Genomic DNA, 20,998 nt, shown 5'->3' on the forward strand with positions numbered 1-20,998 from the left:
CGTGTTCACCATCAGCGATTCGACGATCGTCCAGACCATCCAATTGGCCTTGACGCCGGTCTTCGTACTGGTCGCCATCGGCAATATCCTGAACATCCTTTCGACCCGCCTGGGCCGGGTGGTGGACCGCGCCCGTACTCTCCAGGAACGTCATAACGAGACCGAAGGCCCCGCCCACGACATGGTGGTTCTGGAAATCCGGCTGGTCGACAAGCGCATCCAGATCATCACCAACGCCATCCGCCTCATGGTGCTCTCGGCGCTGTGCATCGGCACGACGGTGGCGGTGCTGTTCCTGCAGGGGCTGGCCGGGTTCGACATGCACGGCATTGCCGCGCTGATCTTCCTGGCCTCGATCGTGTTGCTGCTGGCGGCGCTGGTGCTGTTCCTGCGCGAGACGCAAGTGGCCAAGGAGGCCCTCAGCATACCGCGCGATTATCTGGAACTGCATCGGACTATTTAGCCCGGTATCGTGAGGGCGATTGGCGTTTTTCGCACATCGCCTAGGCTCTCTCCCAAGGGAGAGAACAGATGCATGCACCGGGTAGAGCCGTGCCGGATCGTACCGGCCAGCGAGAGGAATGGCGACGGGGCTGGAAACTGGTGCTGGCCTCGGCCGTCGGCTTCTCGTTCTTCTCGGTCTTGCTGGCAGGCACCGGGCTGTTTTTCGAGCCACTGGGCAAGGAATTTGGCTGGAACCGCTCGCTGCTCTCCGCAGGGCCGGGTATCGCGACGCTCGTCACCGCGCTGCTTTCGCCGTTCTACGGTGCGCTGATCGACCGCGTGGGATCGCGCCGTCTGGCGCTGCCGGGGATCGTGCTGGTCATGGCCTCGATGAGTTCATTCGCCCTGGCGAACGGTTCGCCGGTGCAATGGATCGCGCTCTGGGTGATCTTCGGGGTCTTGCTCACGACGATCAAGTCCACCGTCTGGACCACCGCCGTCGCCGGGATGTTCGACGAGGGCAGGGGGCTCGCCCTTGGTGTGACCGTGGCCGGAACGGCGGTGGCGCAGGCCATTGTGCCGCCGCTCGGCAACTTCCTGATCGAGCATGCGGGATGGCGGGGGGCTTTTGTCTGGTTCGGCCTGGGCTGGGGCGGGCTGACGCTGCTGCTCTGCGCATTGTTCCTTTATGACGTTCGCGACCGGGCCCGCAGCGCGGCACAAGCGGCTGGTGAAGCGGCGCCCGCGCACGTTGCTCTGCACCTTCCAGGTCTGACCCCGCGCGCGGCGCTGCGCAGCCGGGCGATCTGGCAACTGGCGGCGTCGACTTTCCTCGTCATGGCGCTGACTGTCGGCCTTGGCATCCACCTCTTCCCGATCCTCACCGAAGCGGGCGTCACCCGCGCCAACGCAGCATGGCTGACAGCCTTGACCGGCGTTGCGGGTATCGTCGGCAAGCTGGTCACCGGCGCACTGATGGATCGCTACAAGCCGAACTGGATTGGCGGCGTGACCATGGGCGTTACGGCGGTGACGTTCATCGTGCTGATCTGGTGGATCGATTCGACGGCGGCGGTGATCTTCGGCCTGCTGGTGAACGGCTATGCGGCCGGTACCAAGATGCAGATCTGCGCCTTCCTCACGGCCGGTTACGCCGGGATGCGGCATTTCGGTGCCATCTATGGGGTGATGGCGGCGATAGTTGCCTTCGCCTCGGGGTTGGGGCCGTGGCTGGCCGGCGTGGTCTACGACAAGTTCGGCGGATATGGGCCATTCCTGTGGGCGGGGGTTGCCGGTTGTATCATCAGCGGAGTGTTGCTGGTGAGGTTGCCTGCCTATCCGAAATGGGCAGAAAGCGGAGGGGCGTCGCTCTACCCCGCATAAGTGTGTTCTCCCGCTCCAATGTGTGCGCTCGCCCGCAGGGGCTGCATTGCCGGTCTTCTGTTCGTCAAAAGAAAACGAGCCGGAAAGCGCAAAGCTTTCCGGCTCGTTTGCAATGTCGGAACCTGACAGAATCAGGCGGCGAGCTTGAACGGCTCGATTTCGCCCGAAAGGTACAGCTTCTTCGCCTTGGCGCGGCTGAGCTTGCCCGAGCTGGTGCGCGGCAGGCTCTTGGGCGGCACCAGTTCGACCACGCAGTTCATGCCGGTGATCGAGCGCACCTTGTCGCGGATCAGGTCGCGCAGTTCGATGCGCTTGGCCGGATCGGAGACGCGGCAGTGCACCAGAACGGCGGGGGCTTCCTCGCCATTGTCGGTTTCCACCGAGAAGGCGGCGATGTCGCCGTGGTTGAAGCCGGGCAGCTGTTCCACGGCCCATTCGATGTCCTGGGGCCAGTGGTTCTTGCCGTTGATGATGATCATGTCCTTCGCGCGGCCGACGATGAACAGGTAGCCATCGGCCATGTAGCCCATGTCGCCGGTGTCGAGCCAGCCATCGACCATGCAGGCCTCGGTCGCCTCGGGGTCGCGGAAGTAGGAGTGCATGACACTGGTGCCGCGGCACCAGACCTTGCCGATCTTGTGGTCGGAAAGGCTGTCGCCGTTTTCACCGCGGATCACCACTTCCATGTCGAGCACGGGCTTGCCGCAGTTGACGATGGCGCGGTAGCGGGCCGGACGGCTGAGGTCGCGCGGGGTACCGGAGAGGCGTTCTTCCTCGACCAGTTCGACGCGGATGCCTTCGCCGGGCGGCATGATGGTGACGGCCAGCGTCGCTTCGGCCAGGCCGTAGCTGGGCAGGAAAGCGGTCGCCTTGAAGCCGGCCTGCGCGAAGGCGTTGACGAAGCTCTGCATCACGTCGGGGCGGATCATGTCGGCGCCGTTGCCGGCAAGGCGCCAGCGCGACAGGTCGAAGCGATCGTCGACATGGCTCTGGCTGGAGATGCGGCGCGCGCAGATGTCATAGCCGAAGGTCGGCGAATACGAGATCGAGGTGCCCTCGTTACGCGTGATCAGGTCCAGCCACGCCAGCGGGCGGCGGGCGAAGTCCTCGGTCTTGAGGTAATCACCCGAGACCTGGTTGGCGATCAGCGAGAGGAAGCAGCCGACCAGGCCCATGTCGTGGTACCAGGGCAGCCACGAGATGCAGCGGTCACTGTCGATCAGTTCCATGCCGTGGCTGTGCGCAGCCAGGTTCGACATCAGCGAACGGTGGGTGACGGCGACGCCGTGGGGGAAGCGGGTGGAGCCGCTGGAATACTGCAGATAGCAGATGTCGTCCGGGCTCGCCTTGGGCAGGGCGACTTCGGGCGCATCCTTGGCCGCGAAATCGGCCCAGGTCGCGTGGTCGCAGCCCTGACGCTCGGCGGCCTGCGCGGTCATCTCGGCGATTTCATCCGGCCCGACCAGCAGTACCGGGTCCGAACTGGAAAGCTGGACCGCGAGTTGTTCGATGTAGTTGTCCTTGCCGCCGAAGCTGGTGGGCAGGGGCAGCGGGACCGGCCAGGCGCCGGCATAGACGACGCCGCAGAACAGTGCTGCGAAATCGGTGCCGGTTTCGGCGATGAGGGCGATGCGGTCATTCGGCTTCACGCCGCGCGCGATCAGCGCATGGGCGACCTTGATCGAGTCCCCGCGCAGTTCCGAGAACGGATAGACGCGTTTCAGAACGCCGCGCGGATCGTGGAAATTGAAGCCGCGCTGGCCCGTCGCTGCATAGTCGAGGGCATCGCAGAAAGTGTCAAAGTCGGCAAAACGGCGGGCAAGCGCATCCCCGTTGGGGGTTGCGACAAGTGCTTCACTCGCTTGCGGCACCATGCTGATGGTGTCGGTCATTTCGTTATAACCCGTTGTTGTTATACCGTTTAATTCTCGTCGGAACCCGACTGCGATAGCCGGCTCAAGCTGAACCGGAGATAGCTGTCCCACCTGCATGGTTCCGTGCGCACTCCCCATTCTGAGCCGACTGTGGCACGAATAGGGCAAGATGTCCGTCAAGCGTCACAATCCGCAACCGCTCAACCAGACCCGCCTGGAGGAATTGGCGCTCGCCTATGTCGCGCGTTTCGCGACGACGCAAGGGAAGCTGCGCGATTATTTGCAGCGCAAGCTGCGCGAGAGGGGATGGGATGATGGGGGCGGCGACGGGGACGTGCCGGATCTGGACGCACTCATCGCCAGGTATTGCGAGCTTGGCTACGTCAACGACGCGAGTTGGGCGCGGATGAAGGCAGGCAGCCTGCTGCGGCGCGGTTATGGCGCGAGACGAGTGGGCGAGGCGCTGGGCCACGCCGGGCTCGACGAGGACCTGCGCGCCGATGTGCGGCCGGGCGAAGCGGCGGAACGGCAGGCGGCGCTGGTGCTGGCGCGGCGGCGGCGACTCGGGCCGTTCAGTGTTCGCGAAACGGACAGGGTGCTGCGGGAAAAGCATATCGCCGCGATGCTGCGGGCCGGGCACCGGCTCGATGTGGCGCGTGCGATCATCGATGCGGCAAGTGCGGAGGACGCCGAGGCCTGGGTGGAGGAAGCGGGAGATGACTGAGCGACGCGGTTGAACCGTCGCCGCGTGAAGAGGCGGGCTTATACCGGCAGGGCGTGCCGTTGCGTCTCAACTGCCGGACTGGGCCAGCCGGTCGATCATCGCCTGCACCGAACGGGTCTGCGGGCCGTAACGCGTGGCGAATGGCCCGGTATAGCCCCACCAGTCCCAGCAGCCCAAGGGGTTGCCGGCAAGCGCGTTCTTCTCGACCTGCGGATAGAGCACGACGATCCGGTTGCTGTCTGCCCAGCCGTTGTAGCCCAGTTTCCCGTAAACCGCGTCGCGGACATAGGCGCTGGCTTGGCCGCATCCATGGAAGACCACGTGGATGCGGCAATTCGCCCCTGCGGTGCGGCAGGGTTCGGGCACGTAGAGATAGCCGGTGCTCGCCATTCCACTGAGCGGTGAGAGATAGGGGGCCTGGGCGAAGCCCTGCGGGGCGCTCGACAGGCTATCGACCGGCGCGGAAAGCGGAGTGCCCAGGACCTTGGAGAGAATCGCGCCGGGCTGGTCGTAGCGGGGCAGGCCGCCGGTCGTGCCGTCGGCGCCGCAGTGATTGACGAAGGGCGCGCCGAGATAGCCGCAGTCTGACGCGGCGGTGAGCGAAAGGAAAGCGTGCTGCGCGGAGAATGCCCCCAGCACCTGGAGGTTGGCCTCGGGCACCCCGACGCCTTGGTAGAAATCGCGCAGGGCATCGAGCGCGCCTTGGCCGACCACGGTGTCGGCCGCACCGCGAAACAAGTATACCCGCTGGCCCTTGACGTGGGCGAGCGGGTCGATGAGGCCGGTCATCTCGTTCATTTCGGCCACCAGCCTTGCCCTTTGGCCCGACGGGGCGCCGGTCATGCAGGCGGGGGTGACCATCGCGCCGCCGAGCCCGCACCCGTAAGGGCCGCCGGCGACGACACCGACGCCGGTGACGGTGGAGGAATGGATCACCGCGAATTGGGCAGCCATGAAGCCGCCGGATGACAGTCCGGAGACTGTCACGTGATTCGCATCCACGCCGAGTGCGGGCAGCTTTGCGAGTCTTGGTGCACTTTTGCCTGCCGCCTTGGCTCCATAAAGCGGAGAGGCGATTGAAAAAGCCAGCGGGATCAAGGCGGCAAATGCAAGTCGCACAAAAGCCAGTTTACGCATACGAAACCCTCCCCAGGGCCGAAGCCAAACCAAGCGCCTTCGGGCGTCTCTCCCGCATTGCAGCGTGATCGAGGCGATCCGCCTTGTCCACTGTGCAATCGTTATCCGTGTGGACGGTGCCTTCGCGAAAGCCTCCGAAACGGAGGGGAGCGTTGTGGAAACGCCGGGGGCCTGTCGCTTTCGGTCTGGAACACGCTTGGCATCGGCCGCGAACAGCGCTAACGCGCAGCCCATGGGAATCCTGTCCAAGATCTTCACCTGGTGGGACGGCGCCACCATCGGCACCTCGCTCTGGAGCTCGCGCAATGGCGAGCACGTCGGCACCGACGCGCAGGGCAACAAGTACTATCGCTCGAAGTCCGCCAAAGTGCGGACGACCGAGGGATGGGATCGCCGCTGGGTGATCTACGCAGGCGCCAACGACGCCAGCAACGTCCCCGCCGAATGGCACGGCTGGCTGCATCACAGCTATGACGGCGTCCCGGAAAGCCATCTTCCCGCGCCCCGAATCTGGGAAGCGGACTTCACCCCGAATGCCACCGGTACCGCTTCGGCTTATCGCCCGCAGGGCGCGCTTGAGCGTGGCGGGGTGCGGGCACCTGCAACGGGCGATTACGAAGCCTGGTCGCCGGATGGCGACAATCTGAAATTGTCGCCGGAAGCCTGAGTTTCGGGCCTGTGAAGCGGGTCTTCGCTCACGCATCGATTTTCGCCTTGCCGCTGGCGCTCGCCGCCTGCGGCAAGGGCGAGCCTGCGCCCGAGGCGCAGGATACCTCGATTCCCGATGCGATTGCGGGAATGCAGGCCGGGCCCGCGCAGGCGGCCAAGGGCCAGCAGATCGGAACCCCCAACAAGGACCGCGTGGTCACGCTGGGCGTTCTCAACAAGCGCAATAACCTCTCGCAGGACCTGGTCATGAAGCCGGGCGAGGCGAAGCGCATCGGCAACCTCGTCGTCAAGGTCGCCACTTGCGAAAAGTCGCTCCCCTGGGAGCGGCCGCAGGAAGAAGGCGCTTTCGTTCAGGTCTTTGTCGAGGAGCGCGCCACCGCCAACGAGAAGCTGGCCTGGCACAAGGTCTTCTCCGGCTGGCTGTTCAAGAATTCGCCTGCGCTCAACGTCGTTCAGCACCCCGTCTATGACGTCTGGGTCAAGAACTGTGCGATGAACTTCCCCGGCGAGGAAGCCATTCCCGAATCGACCGCGCGTTCCAGCAGTCCGGCGAAGGCTTCGGGCAGCGCCAGCACGGCGGCGGCCGAAGCGGCTCCCGCTGAACCCGTTTCGGTGCCGAGCGCTGCGCCTGCGGCCGTTTCCACGCCCTCGCAGCCTGCCGCGGACGAGTGACCGGAAGACTGCTCGCTCGAAGATTGTTGGCTTGAAGACTGGGCCTGCCGCAGGAGTGACAGGTAGCGCTTCTGCGGCATCTCCACTGCGCCCATCGAGGCGAGGTGCGGCGTCATGAACTGGCAATCGAGCAGTGCCGCTCCGCCAAGGCGCATCGCTGCGATCAGCCAGGCCAGCGCCACTTTCGAAGCATCGGCGACGCGCGAGAACATGCTCTCGCCGCAGAACACGCGGTCGAACCCCACCCCGTAGAGTCCGCCGACCAGTGTACGTTCGCCGCTGTCGTCCATTTGCCAGACCTCGATCGAGTGGGCCTGCCCCAGGTAATGCAGGTTCTCGTAGCTGGCCTGGATACGGTGGCTGATCCAGCTGCCCGATTCGTCATCACTTTCCGGGCGGACCTGGCGGGGGGCGGCGCAGGCATCCATGACTTCCGAAAACGCGGTGTTGCAGGTCACCGCGAAGCGCCCTCGGCGCAGCGTGCGTGCCAGGGAGTGCGACAGATGAAAGCCGTCCAGCGGGAGAATCGCGCGCAGGCGCGGTTCGATCCAGAAGATCTCGGGATCGTCGCGCGCGTCCGACATCGGGAAGATCCCGCTGCGATAGGCGAGCATCAGGAGTTCGGGCTCGATCATCCGAGAGGGGGTAGGGGCGTGCACGTGAATTGCCTGATCGCATGGGAGGCTGGGGATGGGCGGCGAAAGAGTGATGCGAATGCGGTGTGCATGGCCGGGGCAGCCTAGCAGCTTGCAGGCGGGATTGCAGGCGGCATCACGTGCCTGTGGATTAAGTTGACGTCTATTTGCCGTAATCCTCTTGTCATCCGATCGAACCCGCTCTAGAGGCCACCTCGCCCGCAGGAGTGTAGCTCAGTTGGTAGAGCATCGGTCTCCAAAACCGAGGGCCGTGGGTTCGAGTCCCTCCACTCCTGCCAGCATTTCCTTCGTACCGTTGGAACGCCAGGCCCCGGAAATTTCCGGGGCCTGTGGCGTTTCCGGCAAGGGGCAAGGCGATTCGCGCTTGCGGCATCGGCTTCGCATTTGCGATGAGGTGCAAGCCACGATAGGGTCAGGCGCTTGCCAATCCCGCAATTGCGGTTAGGCGCGCTCCGGAGGGGCGTCGTCTGGTGATTCGGGCATTCGCGAAGCTTTCGGCCAAGGGTCAACCGCTTCGTCGCCGCAGGGTCCCAGGCTGTTTCAGGTCGGGAAAGAATAGCTCGTACATGCACGGCACTGCGCAACTGCAAACTCAGGACATGATCCGGGCTCGCTGGCCCGCACTCGATCGCGGGCTGCTGTTCGCGCTGGCGCTGGCGGTGCTCGCGGCGTTGCCCGTACTTCTGGCCTGGGCGCCGCAGATGACCGACTACCCCTCGCATCTGGCGGGCTACAAGGTGGCGCTCGATCACGGGCAGGATCCTTATCTCACGCGTTATTTCCGCTTCAACTGGGAGTGGACGGGCAATCTCGGCGTCGAGCTGCTGATGGTGCCGATGGCGCCGGTCTTCGGTCTGGAGCAGGCCGGGCGGATCATCGTTGCGATGATTCCCTTCCTCTCGGTGCTTTCGGTCTATGCGCTGTGCCGCGCGCTGAAGCGCCCGATGGGCGTGGGGCCGCTGCTGTCGCTGTCGATGATCTGGTCGCCTTCGCTGCTGATGGGCTTTGTCAACTGGTCGCTGTCGGTGGCGATGGCGCTGTTTGTCTTTGCCGCCTGGGTAGGGCTGGAGGGCAAGCCCTGGCGCTGGATCGCGATGATCCCGGCCAGTTTCGTGGTCTGGCTCTGCCACGTTTCCGGATGGGGCGTGATGGGCGTGCTGATTTTCGGCTACGAATGGGCGCATCGCCGGTCGTGGCTTGACTGGCGGCCGTTCCTGAAGCCCTGGCCGCTGATCTTCCCGCTGTTCCCGATGCTGATCGGGGTGGGCGCCAATTCCAAGGTCTCCTACGGGCGCTACGTGCTCGATTACAAGTGGGGCATCCTTTACAAGTCGATGCGCAGCTTCGACTACACCTTTGACATCGCCAGCCTCTGGCTGGTGCTCGGCGTGCTGGCGGGCGCGATGCTGGTGCGGCGAATCGACGGGCGGCTCGGCTGGGCGGCGCTGATCCTGCTGGTGCTCACGCTGATCGTGCCGCGGCAGATCTTCGGCGGCGATTATGCCGACTATCGCCTCAGCACGATGGCGCTGATGATCGCCTGTCTCGCGATCGACTGGACCCTGCCGCGTTGGGCAACCATGGCGGCGGCGGGTCTCTTCGCATTGCGCACGCTGGTGACGACGGTGGTCTGGTACCAGGATGCGCAAGTGGCGCGCGAACTGATCGTCGCGCTCGACCAGGTGCCCGAGGGCGCGCGCGTGGCCACCGCCGTGGCGATTCCGCGCAGCCAGTGGCGCTTCGGTCCGTTCGAGCATTTCGGCTCCTATGCCGTGGTGCGCCGCAGCGCGATGGAAAACTCCAACTTCGCGCTGCCCGACGTGCACATGCTGTCGATGCGTGACCTTTCGTATCGTTTCGCCGATCCCACCCAGCGCATTCTCTATTCACCGCAGCAGCATATCGACCTGCGTACGTTCCCGCCCGCGCGTCATGCCGATTACCTGTGGTACATCGGCACGGTAAAGCCGGTCGCGCTGCCGGACGGTGCACGCATTCTCTATTCCAGCTCGAACTCGTTCCTTGCGCGCCTTGCCGATCCGGCAGACCTTGCAAATTAGAGCGACGAGGGCTAAGTCGCGCTTTCCTTCCGACATACGGATCTTATCTGCCCCTCCCGGCCTAGGCCGGGGCGGCGATGAGCCCTAGCCGGAAGACAAGAGACTTTTTCCCGCCGGAGCGCCTTTCGGGCACCAGGCAGAGACGCGAGTAAGACTGACATGGCCAAGACCACTCCGGGCGAATTCTTCCGCCAGGTGCGCAGCGAAGCCTCCAAGATTTACTGGCCCTCGCGCCAGGAAACGGTGACGACCGCGATCTTCGTCGGCCTGATGACGCTGCTTCTCGCAGTGTTCTTCCTCGGCATCGACGCACTGTTCGGCTGGATCGTCAGCTCGCTCCTGTCGCTGATCGGCTAAAACCAGACAACGAAGAGAGAACCATGGCCCGCTGGTATATCATCCACGCCTATTCCGGCTTCGAGAACAAGGTGAAGGAATCGATCCTCGCCGAAGCCGAGCGTATCGGCCTCTCGCAGCTTGTCGAGGACGTGCAGGTCCCGCATGAGACCATCACCGAGGTCAAGCGCGGCAAGAAGGTCCAGGTCGAGCGCAAGACCATGCCCGGTTACGTGCTGGCCAAGCTGACCCTGAACGACGACGTCTACCACCTCGTCAAGAACACCCCGAAGGTCACCGGCTTCCTGGGCAACAACGGCAAGCCGCAGGCGATCAGCGAGAGCGAGGCCGCACGTTACTTCGGCGCTGCCGAAGCCGCCGCTGCCGCTCCGCGCAAGCACGTCAGCATCGATTACGAGATCGGCGATTCGGTCAAGGTGCTCGACGGTCCGTTCGCGAGCTTCAACGGCCTCGTCGAGGAACTCGATTTCGACAAGAACCGCGTCAAGGTCGCGGTCTCGATCTTCGGCCGCGCCACGCCGGTCGAACTCGATTTCGAGCACGTCGAACTCAGCAAGTAACCGCCCGGCCGTTTCGGCCGGTGGCTATGAAAAAGGGCGTCTTCCCGTGCGGAAGGCGCCCTTTTTGCATGCCGGGTGCGCTCGTGGGTCAGGAGCGGGGTGCGTAGATGGTCAGGCTGACCTTGGCCCGCTCGACAAAACCCAGCTTGTGGTAGAGCGAGAGTGCCGCTGCATTGTCGGCGTAGGAATGCAGGATCGGCGTGCGGCCTTGGCCCAGAACGGCGGCTGCGACGCGGCGTGAAAGCAGTGCTGCAAGTCCGCGTCCCCTCGCGTCGGGATGTGCGCAGACGGCACTGATCTCGATGAAATTGCCGGTGCGGGTGCGCTGGCCGGCCATCGCAAGGAGGCGTCCATCCTCCTTCACGCCCCAGAAATCGCCGAGTTCGCCGGTTCGCGTGCCGAACGGCCCCGGCTGCGTCAGCGTTGCCAGGCCGAGCATCTCGGGGTGGTCCTGTGGGCCCAGCGGGATGACGCGTGGGTCTTGTGCGGCCTGGGCCATGGCGTCCAGCGCGGGGGCGTCGCCCGAAAAGATCATTTGCACGCCCAGCGCAGACTTCACGCATTCGATCCCCGGGATCTCGACCGGCTCACCCGGTTGCATCAGGGCCAGTGGGCCGTGGGCGCGGGTGAGGGCGGCGAAATCGGCGAGGCTTGCAGGCGAAAGGTCGCGAACGGCGGCGAGCGGGCCGATCCCGGGATGGAAGCGGCGGGCACTGCCGGTGCCGATGTCGGCGCCGAGCGCGAAGCGGGCTTGCTCGCCGGTCAGCGCGGTCCAGAGAAGGCGGTCGAGTTCTGCATTGTCCATGGCCCGGTTCTATGGCGAGCCCTCGTCGCGGCGTGAAGGCGTAATTATCCGCCTCTTAACCCTGTTCATGGTAACGCCCTTGGCCATGGGGATATTCGCAAGCATGAAGCGCGGCCTCCAGGGGGAGGCAACCGGGCCCGGCGGGCGGCTGACGCGGCTTGACGGCCTGCGCGGTCTGGCGGCCTGCGGCGTGGCGCTGCTCTATCATCCGCAGTCGCTGTTCGCGCCGCAGACCAATGCGACGCTGCCCGGTGTGCTGCACTGGTTCCAGCACAGCGGCTGGACGCTCGTGGACCTGTTTTTCCTGATTTCCGGCTACATCTTTGCGCACGTCTACCTGGTCGAGCGCACGCCGGGGCAGGGCTTCGCCTTGCGGCGCGAGACGCTGGGCGGTTTCGCTGTGGCACGGGTGGCGCGGCTCTATCCGCTGCACCTGGTCATGCTGCTGGTCTGCGCGGTGCTGTTCCTGGGGGCGCAGGGCAATACCCCGATCGCGTTCATCGCGCACCTGCTCATGTTGCAGGGTTTTGTCGGCATGGTGGGGCTGAGCTTCGACGGGCCGAGCTGGTCGATCTCGGTGGAATGCGCCTGCTACATTCTCTTTGCGCTCGGCGCGGTGGGCGGGCGGCGTACGCTCCAGCGGGTGAGCGTGCTGGCGATCCTGGGCGCGCTGCTGCATTTCGCGCTGCAGGGCAGGGCGGGCGGGCCATGGGTGGGCGACGGTCTGCCGCGCGGGCTCCTTGGCTTCTTCCTCGGCCAGATGCTGTGGCAGGCACGCGCAAGGCTGCGTCATGCGCCCAGCATGTTGCTGGTCTGCCTGATGGCGATCGGCCTTTCGCTTGACATGGGGCACGCGAGTTCGGTGCCGCCGATGAGCCTGCTGGCCTGGCCTTCGGCGCTGCTGCTGGCGCTGCGGCTGAAGTTCATGGGCTCGGCACCGATGCGCTGGCTGGGCGATCGTTCTTATGCGATCTACCTTGTCCACTGGCCGGTGCTGAAGCTGGGCGAGCAGCGGCTCGGGCATGTATCAGGCGACTTCACGACCTGGCTGGTGGTCACGGCGGTCTATGCGCTGGCGGTGCTGGTCATCGCCGACTTGTCCTATCGCTGGCTCGAAACCCCTGCGCGCAAGGCCATTCGCGCGGCCTGGCAGCGGCGGGCGAAAGCAGGGCAGGGCGCGCGAATCGCCGTCTGATTGCGTTATCATGGCAGGGCCGGCGATCGTCCGCGTTTGGGCTCTTTCCTTTTATCCCGATATCGTTTAGGGGCGCGCCCTTCGGAGCGGCCTCGTGCCCCCCGATTCCCTGCGGGAGGATGCCCCGGCGTCCGTAAGACCGCTAAACATGAGCATCTGCCCGGCAGGTGCGAAAGTGTGAAAGGAGTGGCCACATGGCCAAGAAGATCGAAGGTTACATCAAGCTGCAGGTCAAGGCCGGCAGCGCCACGCCGTCCCCGCCGATCGGCCCTGCGCTGGGTCAGCGCGGCGTGAACATCATGGAATTCTGCAAGGCGTTCAATGCCGCCACGCAGGAGCTCGAAAAGGGCATGCCGATCCCGACCATCATCACGGTCTACGCGGATCGCAGCTTCACGTTCGTCACCAAGACTCCCCCGGCGACCTTCCTCATCAAGAAGGCCGTGAACCTGAAGTCGGGCTCGAAGGAGCCGGGCAAGATCAGCGCCGGTACCGTCAAGCGTTCGCAGCTTGCCGAGATCGCCCAGGTCAAGATGGCCGACCTCAATGCCAACGACATTGAAGCCGCCACCAAGATCATCGAAGGTTCGGCCCGCGCGATGGGCCTCGAAGTGGTGGAGGGCTGATTTCATGGCCAAGGTGACCAAGAAGCAGAAGTCGCTGACCGAAAAGCTCGGCGATAACATGAAGCTCTACCCCGTCGCTGACGCGCTGCAGACCCTGCGCGACCTGAAGACCACCAAGTTCGACGAAACCGTCGAAGTCGCGATGAACCTGGGCGTTGACCCGCGTCACGCCGACCAGATGGTTCGCGGCATGGTTTCGCTTCCGGCCGGCACCGGCAAGACCGTTCGCGTCGCCGTGTTCGCCAAGGGCGACAAGGCTGCCGAAGCTCTCGCCGCTGGCGCCGACAAGGTTGGTGCGGAAGACCTCATGGAAGACATGCAGGCCGGCAACCTCAACTACGACCGCGTCATCGCCACCCCGGACATGATGGGCGTCGTTGGCCGTCTCGGTAAGCTGCTGGGTCCCAAGGGCCTGATGCCGAACCCGAAGCTCGGCACCGTGACCCCGAACGTCACGCAGGCCGTGAAGGACGCCAAGGGCGGCCAGATCGAGTTCCGCGTCGAAAAGCAGGGCATCATCCACGCCGGCATCGGCAAGATGTCGTTCTCGGACGCCGACCTGCTGACCAACTTCAGCGCGTTCGTCGATGCGATTGTCAAGGCCAAGCCCTCGGGCTCGAAGGGCAAGTACGTTCGCAAGATCTCGCTGTCGTCGTCGATGGGGCCGGGCCTCAAGATCGACACCACCGAGATCGCCGGCGTCTGATCTTTCAGACCGCGCGAAACGGATAGAAGGGCCGGGGGGAGACCTCCGGCCCTTTTTCTTTGCAATGTCGGCGGCGCAGGCGCAGGGCGTCACGCAGCGGCGTGGACATTCGCGCATAGAGCCCGGATAAGCGCCGCTCCGGTCGCGGACGGGCATCGGCCTGCAGCAGCGATGCGGACATCAAGGAAGGATAGACGTGACAACAAGCGACGGCGCGCAGCCGAAGCGCATTGACCGGATTCAGCAGAACCTGCTGGCCAGTTCGGAGAGGAAAGTCCTCAACTGGCTTTGTGCGCGGATGCCGGCATGGGTCACTCCCGATATCCTGACGACCATCGGCATGCTGGGCGCGCTCATGGTTTTCGGCGGCTACGTCGCCAGCAATCTGGGGGATGGCTGGCTGTGGGTCTCCATCACCGGATATGTCGTTCAGTGGTTCGGGGACTCGCTCGACGGCAGCCTTGCCCGTTTCCGCAAGATCGAACGCCCGCGCTACGGCTATTTCCTCGATCACAGCTGCGACGGTCTGGCAACCACGCTGGTGGTCGTCGGCATCGGACTGAGCGGCTATGTCCTGCTGGAAGTCGCGCTGATCGCGCTGGCGGGCTATCTGCTGCTGTCCATCCACGCCTTCCTTTCGGTGCGCGTGCTGGGGGAGCTGAAGCTGTCTTATGTCTATGCAGGGCCGACGGAACTGCGGTTCCTGCTGATCGGCCTGACGCTGGCGATGATCTGGGCGGGGGCGCAGCCGGTGCTCTTCGGTGTGCTGACCTATTTCGATCTGTTCGTCGGCACGATCGGCTTGCTGCTGATCGTCTTCTTTGTGCTTCAGACCGCGCGGACCGCGCGCAGGCTGGCGATCGAGGAGCCTGCGGTGGACTGGCGCGCCCGCGAAGGACGTTGAAACCAGCGTCCTTGCGCCCCCGAAGGGGCGGCTTTTCCGGGGCGGTTCGCATTTGCCCCGGAGAGGCCGCAGGCCGTCAGGCCCGCGCAAGGACGAGGGAAGCCGCGCAGCCTTATCTGGTGGCCGCGGCGGCTTTCTGAGCAGGGATAAAATCGCGCTCGACCGTAGTGGCCAGGATCGAGAGCGGCAGCAGGCCCTGCGACAGCAGGAAGTCGTGATAGGCCTTGCGGTCGAACGCCGGGCCCAGTGCCTTCTCGGTCTTCACGCGCAGCTGCGCGAGCTGTTCAAAGCCGTAGTAATAGGAACCGGCCTGACCCGGCATGCGGAAGGTGTAACGGTCGATTTCCTGATCGGCCATGCCCTTGGACAGCACCACCTCATCGCGCAGCACGCGGCGGGCGCTGTCGACGTCGATCAGGCCCAGGTTCAGCATCGGGTCGAGCATCGCGCGCGCCTGTCGCTGGAGGCGGCCCTGCAAGGCGATGAGTTGGCCTTCGACCGGCTCGTAGGGCAGCATCTCGCCTTCGGCATAGAGTGCCCAGCCTTCGGCATTCACGCTGTTGAAGGCATAGAGCGCGCGGGCCAGCGAGACGCCGCGATCGACCATGGCGGCAAACTGGAGTTCGTGACCGGGTCGCGCCTCGTGCGCGCTCAGCGTCCAGGTGGCGGCGTCGTAGCCGAAGTCGTCATAAGCATCCTCGGCCTTCTGCGAATTGCCGGTGGTGAGGATGAATTCGCCCTGTTCGCCGGTATTGCCGATGAGGCGCGGCGGGCTCATGTGCGGGGCAGGGACGGCGGCGGCTTCGGCCGGGGTGGCAATCCGCATGCGCAGCTGCGTCGCCGGCAGCGTGAGGATGCCTTCGTGGCGGACGATGTCCTCCAGCTGGCTGTTGACCTTGCGGTAGCGCGCCTCGACCTGATCGGCGGGAATAACGTTCTTCTTCAGCTCGCGGATCACCGAGGGATAGTCGGTGGCCTTGAAGCCGAACTTGGCCGCGACCACCGGGGCCAGCGCCTGCATCTGTGCGCGGGTGACGTAGTAACCACGCGCGGCGCGGTCGATCAGCTGGCGCGGGTCGATATCGATCCCGACCTGCTGGAGATTGAGCGCGTAGACCTGCTCGGGCAGGCGGTAGTCGGCGCGGGCGGCCGGCAGGACGGTGCTCTGTTCCCACCTGGCGTACTCGGTCAGCTGCTTGTCAAGCTTGGCTAGGTCGCCATCGGCGCCCTTGATGCCGAACTTGGTGAAGAGCGCGCGGACGCCCTGGATGTAAGTGGCGGTATTGCCGATCGCTTGCTCGACGTCCCGGCGATAAGGGCCGAGGTGGCCTTCGCGACTGGCGAGGAACTGGGCCTTGGCCAGTTCGGCCGCTGGCTTTGTTCCGGGCTCGCTGCCGACATAGCGGCGCAGGCGTTCTACTGCCTTGGCGCGGCGTTCGGGTGGGGTCTGCTCGGACAGCAGGTCGTTGAAGCCGGAAGCGATCATCTGCGGCAGGTCGATCCAGTCCATCAGCAGGCGCTTGCGGGTCTGGATCGAATCGATCTGACGCTGGAGATAGGCAGCGAGGATTTCGAGGTCCTGTCGCACCTCGGCCTGCTGCTCGGCAGAGATGCGGCCCCTGATGTCGGTCAGGCGGCCCTGATAGGCGGCAAGCAGGCGGCTGTCGGCATCGAGCGAGAGATCGGCGATTTTGCCGTCGAACTCGGTCAGGCCCATCGAGGATGCGTTCTCGGGCATGAAGGCGGCTTCGAGCTGCAGCAGCTTTTGCGTCTCGGCGTCGCTCTTCACCACCCAGGCGGGCTTGGAAGGCGCGCGGGTCGTGGCGGCGGTTACCGACTGGGCCGATGCGTGGACGGGGCTGGTCAGCGCGATAGCCATGGCCGCAAGGGCAGGCGCCACGCGAATAAGCGCAGTTCTGGGCATGATGTGAGAGGCTCCCTGTTATGGGCGCCACTCTTAGGAAGCATGCGACCCGGCGGCACATTCACCCGACGAGCGACATACCGGTTTCGACGAAGGGCATGGCGCAGCGGCGGTTTGTCCGGGCGGCGATTGCCAAGGCCGTTTTTGCGCTGTACATGTGTTCAGCATAAGGAAATGGGAGAGGCGGCCAGATGGCTATCCGCTTTGAAGACATCAAGGACCACATCGGCTCACGCGTGGTCTGGGACGACCGCGCCGACGTATTCACCCCCGAGGCGGCCAGGGCGATCCGCGCCAAGGTTGAGGAACGCACCGTGGTGGTGTTCCCCGAACTGAACCTGACCGATGCCGAGCAACTCGAAATCACCAACCTGATGGGTGAGAAAGTGCGCCTGACCGCGCGCAACAATGTCCAGTCGAACGATGAGGACGTCTATCAGGTCACGCTGGACGAGAAGATCAATCCGCAGCCTGAATATGTGCTGGGCACGTTCTTCTGGCACATGGACGGCATCACCGTGGACATGCCGCCGCCCTTCGCGACGCTGCTGTCCTGTCGCATCGCCCCGGACAAGGGCGGCGAGACCGAGTTCGCCAGCACCTACGCGGCCTATGAAGGGCTGTCGGATGAGGAAAAGGGCGAGCTTGATGGGATGAAGGCCGTTCACTCGGTACGCGCCAGCCTCTCGCCGATTGCCGACGCCATTCCCGAAAAGCACCGGGAGCGGGTGCTGGGGATCGGTCTGGTCAAGGAGCATCCGCTGGTCTGGACGCACGAGTCCGGGCGCAAGTCGCTGGTGATCGGTACGACCGCCGATCACATTGTCGGGATGGATGTGCCGGCGGGCCGCGCGATGCTGATCCGCTTGCAGGAATGGGCGGCCCAGCCGGCGTTCTCGCTACGGCACAAGTGGACCAAGGGCGACTTCGTGATCTGGGACAACACCGGCGCGATGCACCGCGCGATCCCTTACGACAAGTCGACCGGACGCATGATGCACCGCACCTCGATCGCCGGGACCGAGGCTGTGGCGGCGTAAGCTACTTCTCCAACGCCTCGCGCTGGTAGCATTCGACGACGAGGCTGATCGGCGTGCCATCCGGCAGGCGCAGCAGCGCCCGGTGCGTGAGGAACGTACCGGGCGGGCAGCCTTCAAGGCGGCCATGCCGCGATTCTAACCGCTCTCGCGTGAAGTGCAGCGGGGCGACGACTTTGCCGAACGGGGTGTCCGTATCGGCCAGCGCCTTGTTCATCGCATCGGTCAGCCGGGCGGGCACGAACCAGTTGTGCGCTTCGGACAATGTCACGCCGTCGCAGGTCAGCCGGACATGGCGATAACCCAGCGGCTGATCGCCGGGAACTTCCAGCAGTGCGCGGGCGTCGGAGGGCAGGGCGGCGTCCTCGCCTTTCACCGGCATGGCGGTGACCACCGGTGCGTCGGCGCTGCGATGCGCGATGCACCACTCGCCCAGCGCCGCCGTAGCGCTGTCATTGCGGGCGAGCAGACGTTCGAATTCGGCCTCTTGCGGCGCGGCACCGGCAAGGAAGATCGGGGCGAGGGCGATGAGGCTAGATCCCACCGGGCACGGCCGCCTTGCCCAGCGCGGCCAGCCCTTCGACCAGCGTGCGGGTGCAGGCGGCAAGTTCTTCGGCATCGACCGAGCGGATCACGAAGTTGGCGCCGGTGCGGCCTTCGCCCCAGAACGGGTAGGAGCCGATCTGGCAGCCTTCGAAGGCTTTCTCCGTCTCGCGCAGCAGGTCCGCCACTTCGCTTTCGCCCACCCAGCAGCCGACCGTTTCGGAAAGCAGCGGGGCGCCGCCGTCCAGCGTGCCGGTCAGCGCGTCGAGCATACCCGCGGTAATGCTGGGCACGCCGGCCATGATGAACACGTTGTCGTAGCGGATGCCCGGCGCGCCGGTGTAGCGGTTGGGGATCAGGCTGGCGCCTTCGGGCGTGCGCGCCATGCGCAGACGCGCTTCGGTCAGCCCGCCGCGCGTCTCGTAATAGGTTTCCAGGATCGCCCGCGCTTCGGGGTGGACGATCACGGGGACGCCCAGTGCTTCGGCAATGGCGTCCACGGTGATGTCGTCGTGTGTCGGGCCGATGCCGCCGGTGGTGAAGAGATAGTCGTTGCGCGCGCGCAGCAGGTTCACCGCTTCGACGATGGCGGGGGTATCGTCCGCCACCACGCGCACTTCCTTGAGGCGGATGCCTTGCACCTGCAACCAGGCGGCGACCTGGGCGATGTTCTTGTCGTGGGTTCGGCCCGAGAGAATCTCGTCACCGATGACGACGAGGGCGGCGGTGTAGATACGCGGCGAATCGACCATGCCGCATTGGCTAGCCGACCCGAACGAACACCGCCACCCGTCGGCGTCGTCAATCGTCGGACGGCATGACGATAAACTGCTCCCAGGCACCATGCGCGCCGGGATCGGCATACGTCGAGACGGCCAGCTTGCGCTTGCCGAACGTGGCGACGAACGTGCGGTTGACGAAACCGCCGCGCAGTTTCGGCTTGCCTGCCGGTTCGAAGGCGGTGAGCGGGCCGAGCGGCGTCAGGCTCTCGCGATAGTCCTTGCGCACGGCGGCGGAGAAGTAGTCCTGCGCGTGGGCAGTGAAGTGCGCGGCTTCGAACTTGCCCGCCACCAGCGCTTCCAGTTCGGCGCGGGCGTCGGCGGTGCGGGCGGTTTCGCCGCTGTCGAGCGGCAAGTCGCGCGGCATCACGATGTCGGCGATCGCGGACGTGACGGTGCCCGTCACCGCGCCGAAATCGGCATTGGTGAGCACGACGATGGCGACATCGCTGTCGGGATACATCGTCGCCTGCGAGAGGAAGCCGGTCGATTCGCCGCCGTGGTTGATGATCCGGCGCCCATCGGCCGTGCGGGTGAAGACGCCGAGGCCGTAGGAACTGTTGGTGCCGTCGGCGAGGATCACCGGGTCCTCCTGCTCTTCCCAATCGGCGGCGGGAAGCAGGGTGCGGTGGAGGCGGGCGATGTCCCAGCGCGCCAGATCGGAGGCGGTCATCGAGATCTCGCCGGCAGCCCAGAGCCAGCCCGAGGCGGGCGGCGTGGCCGCAACCACCGGGCCGAGCGCATAGCGGTGATAGCCCTGCGGGAAACCGGGCTTGTTGGTATCGTCCAGCTTCAGCGGATGCAGGCCGAGGGGCTGGAACAGCTCACGCTCGAACTGCTCCCACAGCGGGGCGCCGCCTGCCTTCTCCGCGATCAGGCCGGCGACGACATAGCCGGTGTTCGAATATTGCCAGCGCGTGCCGGGCTTGTAGTCCAGCGGCGCGGTGCCCCAGCGCTTGACGATCTCCTCCGGCTTCACCGGGGTGCGCATGTCGACAAAATCGTAGTCCTGCGGCCAGAAGTCGCGCAGGCCCGAGGTGTGCGAGAGCAACTGGCGGATCGTGATCTCATCGCCGCCGGATACGCCGGTAAGGTACTTGGAAACCGTGTCGTCCAGCGAGAGCTTGCCCTGATCGCGCAGCTTGAGGATCAGCGCGCCGAGGAACTGCTTGGAGTTGGAGGCGATCTGGTAGGGCTGGTCGATCCGCGCGGGCATGTTGTCGCCTGCCTTGCCCCAGGCCCTGGCAAATACGATCTGACCGCCGCGCGCGATGGCGACCTGCGCGGAGGGCACGCCGCTGTGGGCGAGAGCCTTGGTCACGGCTGCGTCGATGGCCGTTTCCTGCACGGGCGTGAGCGCGGCACTGGTCGAGGGCACGGCGGCAACGGGCTGCGGCGCAGGGGCGGCGGCAAGAGTGGTCGGGGCGAGGATGAGTGCGCCGGCAGTGAGCAGGCGGGCAAGGGCAGTGCGGTTCATGGCGTGACGCTACAGCCCGCGCGGCCAAACTCAATTGCGATTTCCACGGCGATTACCGCGCGGACGCCGGGTAAAAAGAAAGGGCCGATCCGAAGACCAGCCCGTAGAAGTTTGGGAGAGGATGCCTGAAAGGCCTGATCCTTATGCGGTCAGACAGGCTTTGCTGCAAATGCGAAAAAATGGAGTATGATTGCGCATGGCGCAACTGATCGCGTGGGCGAAATGGCCAAATTGCGTGCTTGTGGTTTGATGGAATTGCATTCCCGGCGGATTTCTGCGGTTTCGGGCGCGCGGAACTGGCTTGTCGCTTCGCTGCCATGCAGAGGCAGGGCGTCTTGCTGTCGGGTAGGCAGGCGCGGTTCGCGCCGAGGTCTTTCAGAAGGGGCGGGAGAGCTAAATCCTGTCCAGTCACCGGCGCGTTGCGCAGCGGACAAAAAAGAAGGGCCGGTCCGAAGACCAGCCCCTT

20 protein-coding genes, 1 tRNA gene and 1 pseudogene are annotated in these 20,998 nt (G+C 65.1%); 14 read left to right on the plus strand and 8 right to left on the minus strand.

The genetic code is table 11. The features are described 5' to 3' along the window. The first annotated feature begins 1 nt into the window (after position 1). Both CA833_RS12105 and CA833_RS12110 read left to right on the plus strand, forming a co-directional pair. A complete protein-coding gene (locus CA833_RS12105; RefSeq protein WP_242526065.1) occupies positions 2 to 463 on the plus strand; it encodes a DUF2721 domain-containing protein in 462 nt (153 codons plus the stop codon). A 68-nt stretch (positions 464 to 531) separates the two neighbouring features. Beyond that, the gene (locus CA833_RS12110; protein WP_207078170.1) at positions 532 to 1,827 is read left to right on the plus strand and encodes an MFS transporter; all 1,296 of its coding nucleotides are present in this window, start codon (positions 532 to 534) and stop codon (positions 1,825 to 1,827) included. A 131-nt stretch (positions 1,828 to 1,958) separates the two neighbouring features. Here CA833_RS12110 and CA833_RS12115 read toward each other — a convergent pair whose 3' ends face one another. Further along, positions 1,959 to 3,719: a fatty acyl-AMP ligase gene (locus CA833_RS12115; protein WP_207078171.1), complete on the minus strand. Its 1,761-nt coding sequence runs from the start codon at positions 3,717 to 3,719 to the stop codon at positions 1,959 to 1,961. 151 nt (positions 3,720 to 3,870) lie between these two features. Between CA833_RS12115 and CA833_RS12120 the strand changes: the two genes are divergently transcribed. After that, a complete protein-coding gene (locus CA833_RS12120) occupies positions 3,871 to 4,425 on the plus strand; it encodes a regulatory protein RecX (RefSeq protein WP_207078172.1) in 555 nt (184 codons plus the stop codon). Between the two features lie 66 nt (positions 4,426 to 4,491). On the opposite strand, the gene CA833_RS12125 is transcribed toward CA833_RS12120, so the two are convergent. Further along, entirely contained in the window at positions 4,492 to 5,379 is an 888-nt protein-coding gene (locus tag CA833_RS12125) for a hypothetical protein (RefSeq protein ID WP_242526066.1), read from the minus strand. Between the two features lie 415 nt (positions 5,380 to 5,794). Between CA833_RS12125 and CA833_RS12130 the strand changes: the two genes are divergently transcribed. Both CA833_RS12130 and CA833_RS26935 read left to right on the plus strand, forming a co-directional pair. Then, on the plus strand, positions 5,795 to 6,229 hold the full coding sequence (locus CA833_RS12130) for an NADH:ubiquinone oxidoreductase subunit NDUFA12 (protein ID WP_142634965.1): 435 nt from the start codon (positions 5,795 to 5,797) through the stop codon (positions 6,227 to 6,229). Positions 6,230 to 6,477: 248 nt separating this feature from the next. Beyond that, positions 6,478 to 6,660: pseudogene (locus tag CA833_RS26935) on the plus strand (DUF2155 domain-containing protein); the annotation flags it as partial. Positions 6,661 to 6,695: 35 nt separating this feature from the next. Here the strand turns inward: CA833_RS26935 and aat are convergent. Continuing rightward, positions 6,696 to 7,538: a leucyl/phenylalanyl-tRNA--protein transferase gene (gene aat / locus CA833_RS12140; RefSeq protein WP_207078174.1), complete on the minus strand. Its 843-nt coding sequence runs from the start codon at positions 7,536 to 7,538 to the stop codon at positions 6,696 to 6,698. A gap of 223 nt (positions 7,539 to 7,761) precedes the next feature. Between aat and CA833_RS12145 the strand changes: the two genes are divergently transcribed. The 4 genes from CA833_RS12145 to nusG all read left to right on the plus strand — a co-directional run bounded on the left by CA833_RS12145 (position 7,762) and on the right by nusG (position 10,536). Then, positions 7,762 to 7,837 (plus strand) — tRNA-Trp (locus CA833_RS12145). 321 nt (positions 7,838 to 8,158) lie between these two features. Next, on the plus strand, positions 8,159 to 9,619 hold the full coding sequence (locus CA833_RS12150) for a hypothetical protein (RefSeq protein WP_242526067.1): 1,461 nt from the start codon (positions 8,159 to 8,161) through the stop codon (positions 9,617 to 9,619). Between the two features lie 159 nt (positions 9,620 to 9,778). After that, on the plus strand, positions 9,779 to 9,976 hold the full coding sequence (gene secE / locus CA833_RS12155; RefSeq protein WP_142634963.1) for a preprotein translocase subunit SecE: 198 nt from the start codon (positions 9,779 to 9,781) through the stop codon (positions 9,974 to 9,976). 23 nt (positions 9,977 to 9,999) lie between these two features. Further along, on the plus strand, positions 10,000 to 10,536 hold the full coding sequence (gene nusG / locus CA833_RS12160; RefSeq protein ID WP_142634961.1) for a transcription termination/antitermination protein NusG: 537 nt from the start codon (positions 10,000 to 10,002) through the stop codon (positions 10,534 to 10,536). Between the two features lie 88 nt (positions 10,537 to 10,624). Here nusG and CA833_RS12165 read toward each other — a convergent pair whose 3' ends face one another. Next, on the minus strand, positions 10,625 to 11,341 hold the full coding sequence (locus tag CA833_RS12165) for a GNAT family N-acetyltransferase (RefSeq protein WP_207078175.1): 717 nt from the start codon (positions 11,339 to 11,341) through the stop codon (positions 10,625 to 10,627). 103 nt (positions 11,342 to 11,444) lie between these two features. Here CA833_RS12165 and CA833_RS12170 point away from each other — a divergent pair, with 103 nt between their 5' ends. From CA833_RS12170 to CA833_RS12185, 4 genes are all read left to right on the plus strand, one after another. Further along, positions 11,445 to 12,536 carry an acyltransferase gene (locus tag CA833_RS12170; RefSeq protein ID WP_142634956.1) on the plus strand — a complete coding sequence of 364 codons (1,092 nt, stop codon included), beginning with the start codon at positions 11,445 to 11,447 and terminating at the stop codon, positions 12,534 to 12,536. 194 nt (positions 12,537 to 12,730) lie between these two features. Continuing rightward, entirely contained in the window at positions 12,731 to 13,162 is a 432-nt protein-coding gene (gene rplK, locus CA833_RS12175; protein WP_132386687.1) for a 50S ribosomal protein L11, read from the plus strand. A 4-nt stretch (positions 13,163 to 13,166) separates the two neighbouring features. Next, positions 13,167 to 13,868: a 50S ribosomal protein L1 gene (rplA, locus tag CA833_RS12180; protein WP_142634954.1), complete on the plus strand. Its 702-nt coding sequence runs from the start codon at positions 13,167 to 13,169 to the stop codon at positions 13,866 to 13,868. A 196-nt stretch (positions 13,869 to 14,064) separates the two neighbouring features. Further along, the gene (locus CA833_RS12185; protein ID WP_242526068.1) at positions 14,065 to 14,772 is read left to right on the plus strand and encodes a CDP-alcohol phosphatidyltransferase family protein; all 708 of its coding nucleotides are present in this window, start codon (positions 14,065 to 14,067) and stop codon (positions 14,770 to 14,772) included. 112 nt (positions 14,773 to 14,884) lie between these two features. Here the strand turns inward: CA833_RS12185 and CA833_RS12190 are convergent, their stop codons facing one another. Beyond that, the gene (locus tag CA833_RS12190) at positions 14,885 to 16,696 is read right to left on the minus strand and encodes a DUF885 domain-containing protein (RefSeq protein WP_207078176.1); all 1,812 of its coding nucleotides are present in this window, start codon (positions 16,694 to 16,696) and stop codon (positions 14,885 to 14,887) included. A gap of 191 nt (positions 16,697 to 16,887) precedes the next feature. Between CA833_RS12190 and CA833_RS12195 the strand changes: the two genes are divergently transcribed. Continuing rightward, positions 16,888 to 17,736, plus strand: coding sequence for a TauD/TfdA family dioxygenase (locus CA833_RS12195; protein WP_207078177.1), 849 nt, complete (start codon positions 16,888 to 16,890; stop codon positions 17,734 to 17,736). 1 nt (position 17,737) lies between these two features. Here the strand turns inward: CA833_RS12195 and CA833_RS12200 are convergent, their stop codons facing one another. The 3 genes from CA833_RS12200 to CA833_RS12210 are packed head-to-tail and all read right to left on the minus strand — an operon-like array spanning position 17,738 to position 20,532. Then, positions 17,738 to 18,277 (minus strand): hypothetical protein, encoded by a 540-nt coding sequence (locus tag CA833_RS12200; protein ID WP_142634952.1) that lies wholly within the window; start codon positions 18,275 to 18,277, stop codon positions 17,738 to 17,740. Beyond that, complete coding sequence (locus tag CA833_RS12205) at positions 18,267 to 19,028, minus strand: molybdopterin-binding protein (RefSeq protein WP_207078178.1); 762 nt, start codon at positions 19,026 to 19,028, stop codon at positions 18,267 to 18,269. Before CA833_RS12205 ends, CA833_RS12200 begins: the two co-directional genes overlap by 11 nt. Positions 19,029 to 19,077: 49 nt before the next feature. Beyond that, a complete protein-coding gene (locus CA833_RS12210) occupies positions 19,078 to 20,532 on the minus strand; it encodes a serine hydrolase (protein WP_207078179.1) in 1,455 nt (484 codons plus the stop codon). Positions 20,533 to 20,998: the final 466 nt, after the last annotated feature.

The sequence above is a fragment of the Novosphingobium sp. KA1 genome (assembly GCF_017309955.1).
In the GTDB taxonomy this organism is placed as follows: domain Bacteria; phylum Pseudomonadota; class Alphaproteobacteria; order Sphingomonadales; family Sphingomonadaceae; genus Novosphingobium.

Coding starts and splice junctions, on each gene's coding strand:
- CA833_RS12110 (WP_207078170.1), top strand. CDS start 532: ATGCATGCACCGGGTAGAGCCGTGCCGGATCGTACCGGCCAGCGAGAG.
- CA833_RS12115 (WP_207078171.1), bottom strand. CDS start 3,719: ATGACCGACACCATCAGCATGGTGCCGCAAGCGAGTGAAGCACTTGTC.
- CA833_RS12120 (WP_207078172.1), top strand. CDS start 3,871: ATGTCCGTCAAGCGTCACAATCCGCAACCGCTCAACCAGACCCGCCTG.
- CA833_RS12125 (WP_242526066.1), bottom strand. CDS start 5,379: ATGGCTGCCCAATTCGCGGTGATCCATTCCTCCACCGTCACCGGCGTC.
- CA833_RS12130 (WP_142634965.1), top strand. CDS start 5,795: ATGGGAATCCTGTCCAAGATCTTCACCTGGTGGGACGGCGCCACCATC.
- aat (WP_207078174.1), bottom strand. CDS start 7,538: ATGATCGAGCCCGAACTCCTGATGCTCGCCTATCGCAGCGGGATCTTC.
- CA833_RS12150 (WP_242526067.1), top strand. CDS start 8,159: ATGATCCGGGCTCGCTGGCCCGCACTCGATCGCGGGCTGCTGTTCGCG.
- secE (WP_142634963.1), top strand. CDS start 9,779: ATGGCCAAGACCACTCCGGGCGAATTCTTCCGCCAGGTGCGCAGCGAA.
- nusG (WP_142634961.1), top strand. CDS start 10,000: ATGGCCCGCTGGTATATCATCCACGCCTATTCCGGCTTCGAGAACAAG.
- CA833_RS12165 (WP_207078175.1), bottom strand. CDS start 11,341: ATGGACAATGCAGAACTCGACCGCCTTCTCTGGACCGCGCTGACCGGC.
- CA833_RS12170 (WP_142634956.1), top strand. CDS start 11,445: ATGAAGCGCGGCCTCCAGGGGGAGGCAACCGGGCCCGGCGGGCGGCTG.
- rplK (WP_132386687.1), top strand. CDS start 12,731: ATGGCCAAGAAGATCGAAGGTTACATCAAGCTGCAGGTCAAGGCCGGC.
- rplA (WP_142634954.1), top strand. CDS start 13,167: ATGGCCAAGGTGACCAAGAAGCAGAAGTCGCTGACCGAAAAGCTCGGC.
- CA833_RS12190 (WP_207078176.1), bottom strand. CDS start 16,696: ATGCCCAGAACTGCGCTTATTCGCGTGGCGCCTGCCCTTGCGGCCATG.
- CA833_RS12195 (WP_207078177.1), top strand. CDS start 16,888: ATGGCTATCCGCTTTGAAGACATCAAGGACCACATCGGCTCACGCGTG.
- CA833_RS12205 (WP_207078178.1), bottom strand. CDS start 19,028: ATGGTCGATTCGCCGCGTATCTACACCGCCGCCCTCGTCGTCATCGGT.
- CA833_RS12210 (WP_207078179.1), bottom strand. CDS start 20,532: ATGAACCGCACTGCCCTTGCCCGCCTGCTCACTGCCGGCGCACTCATC.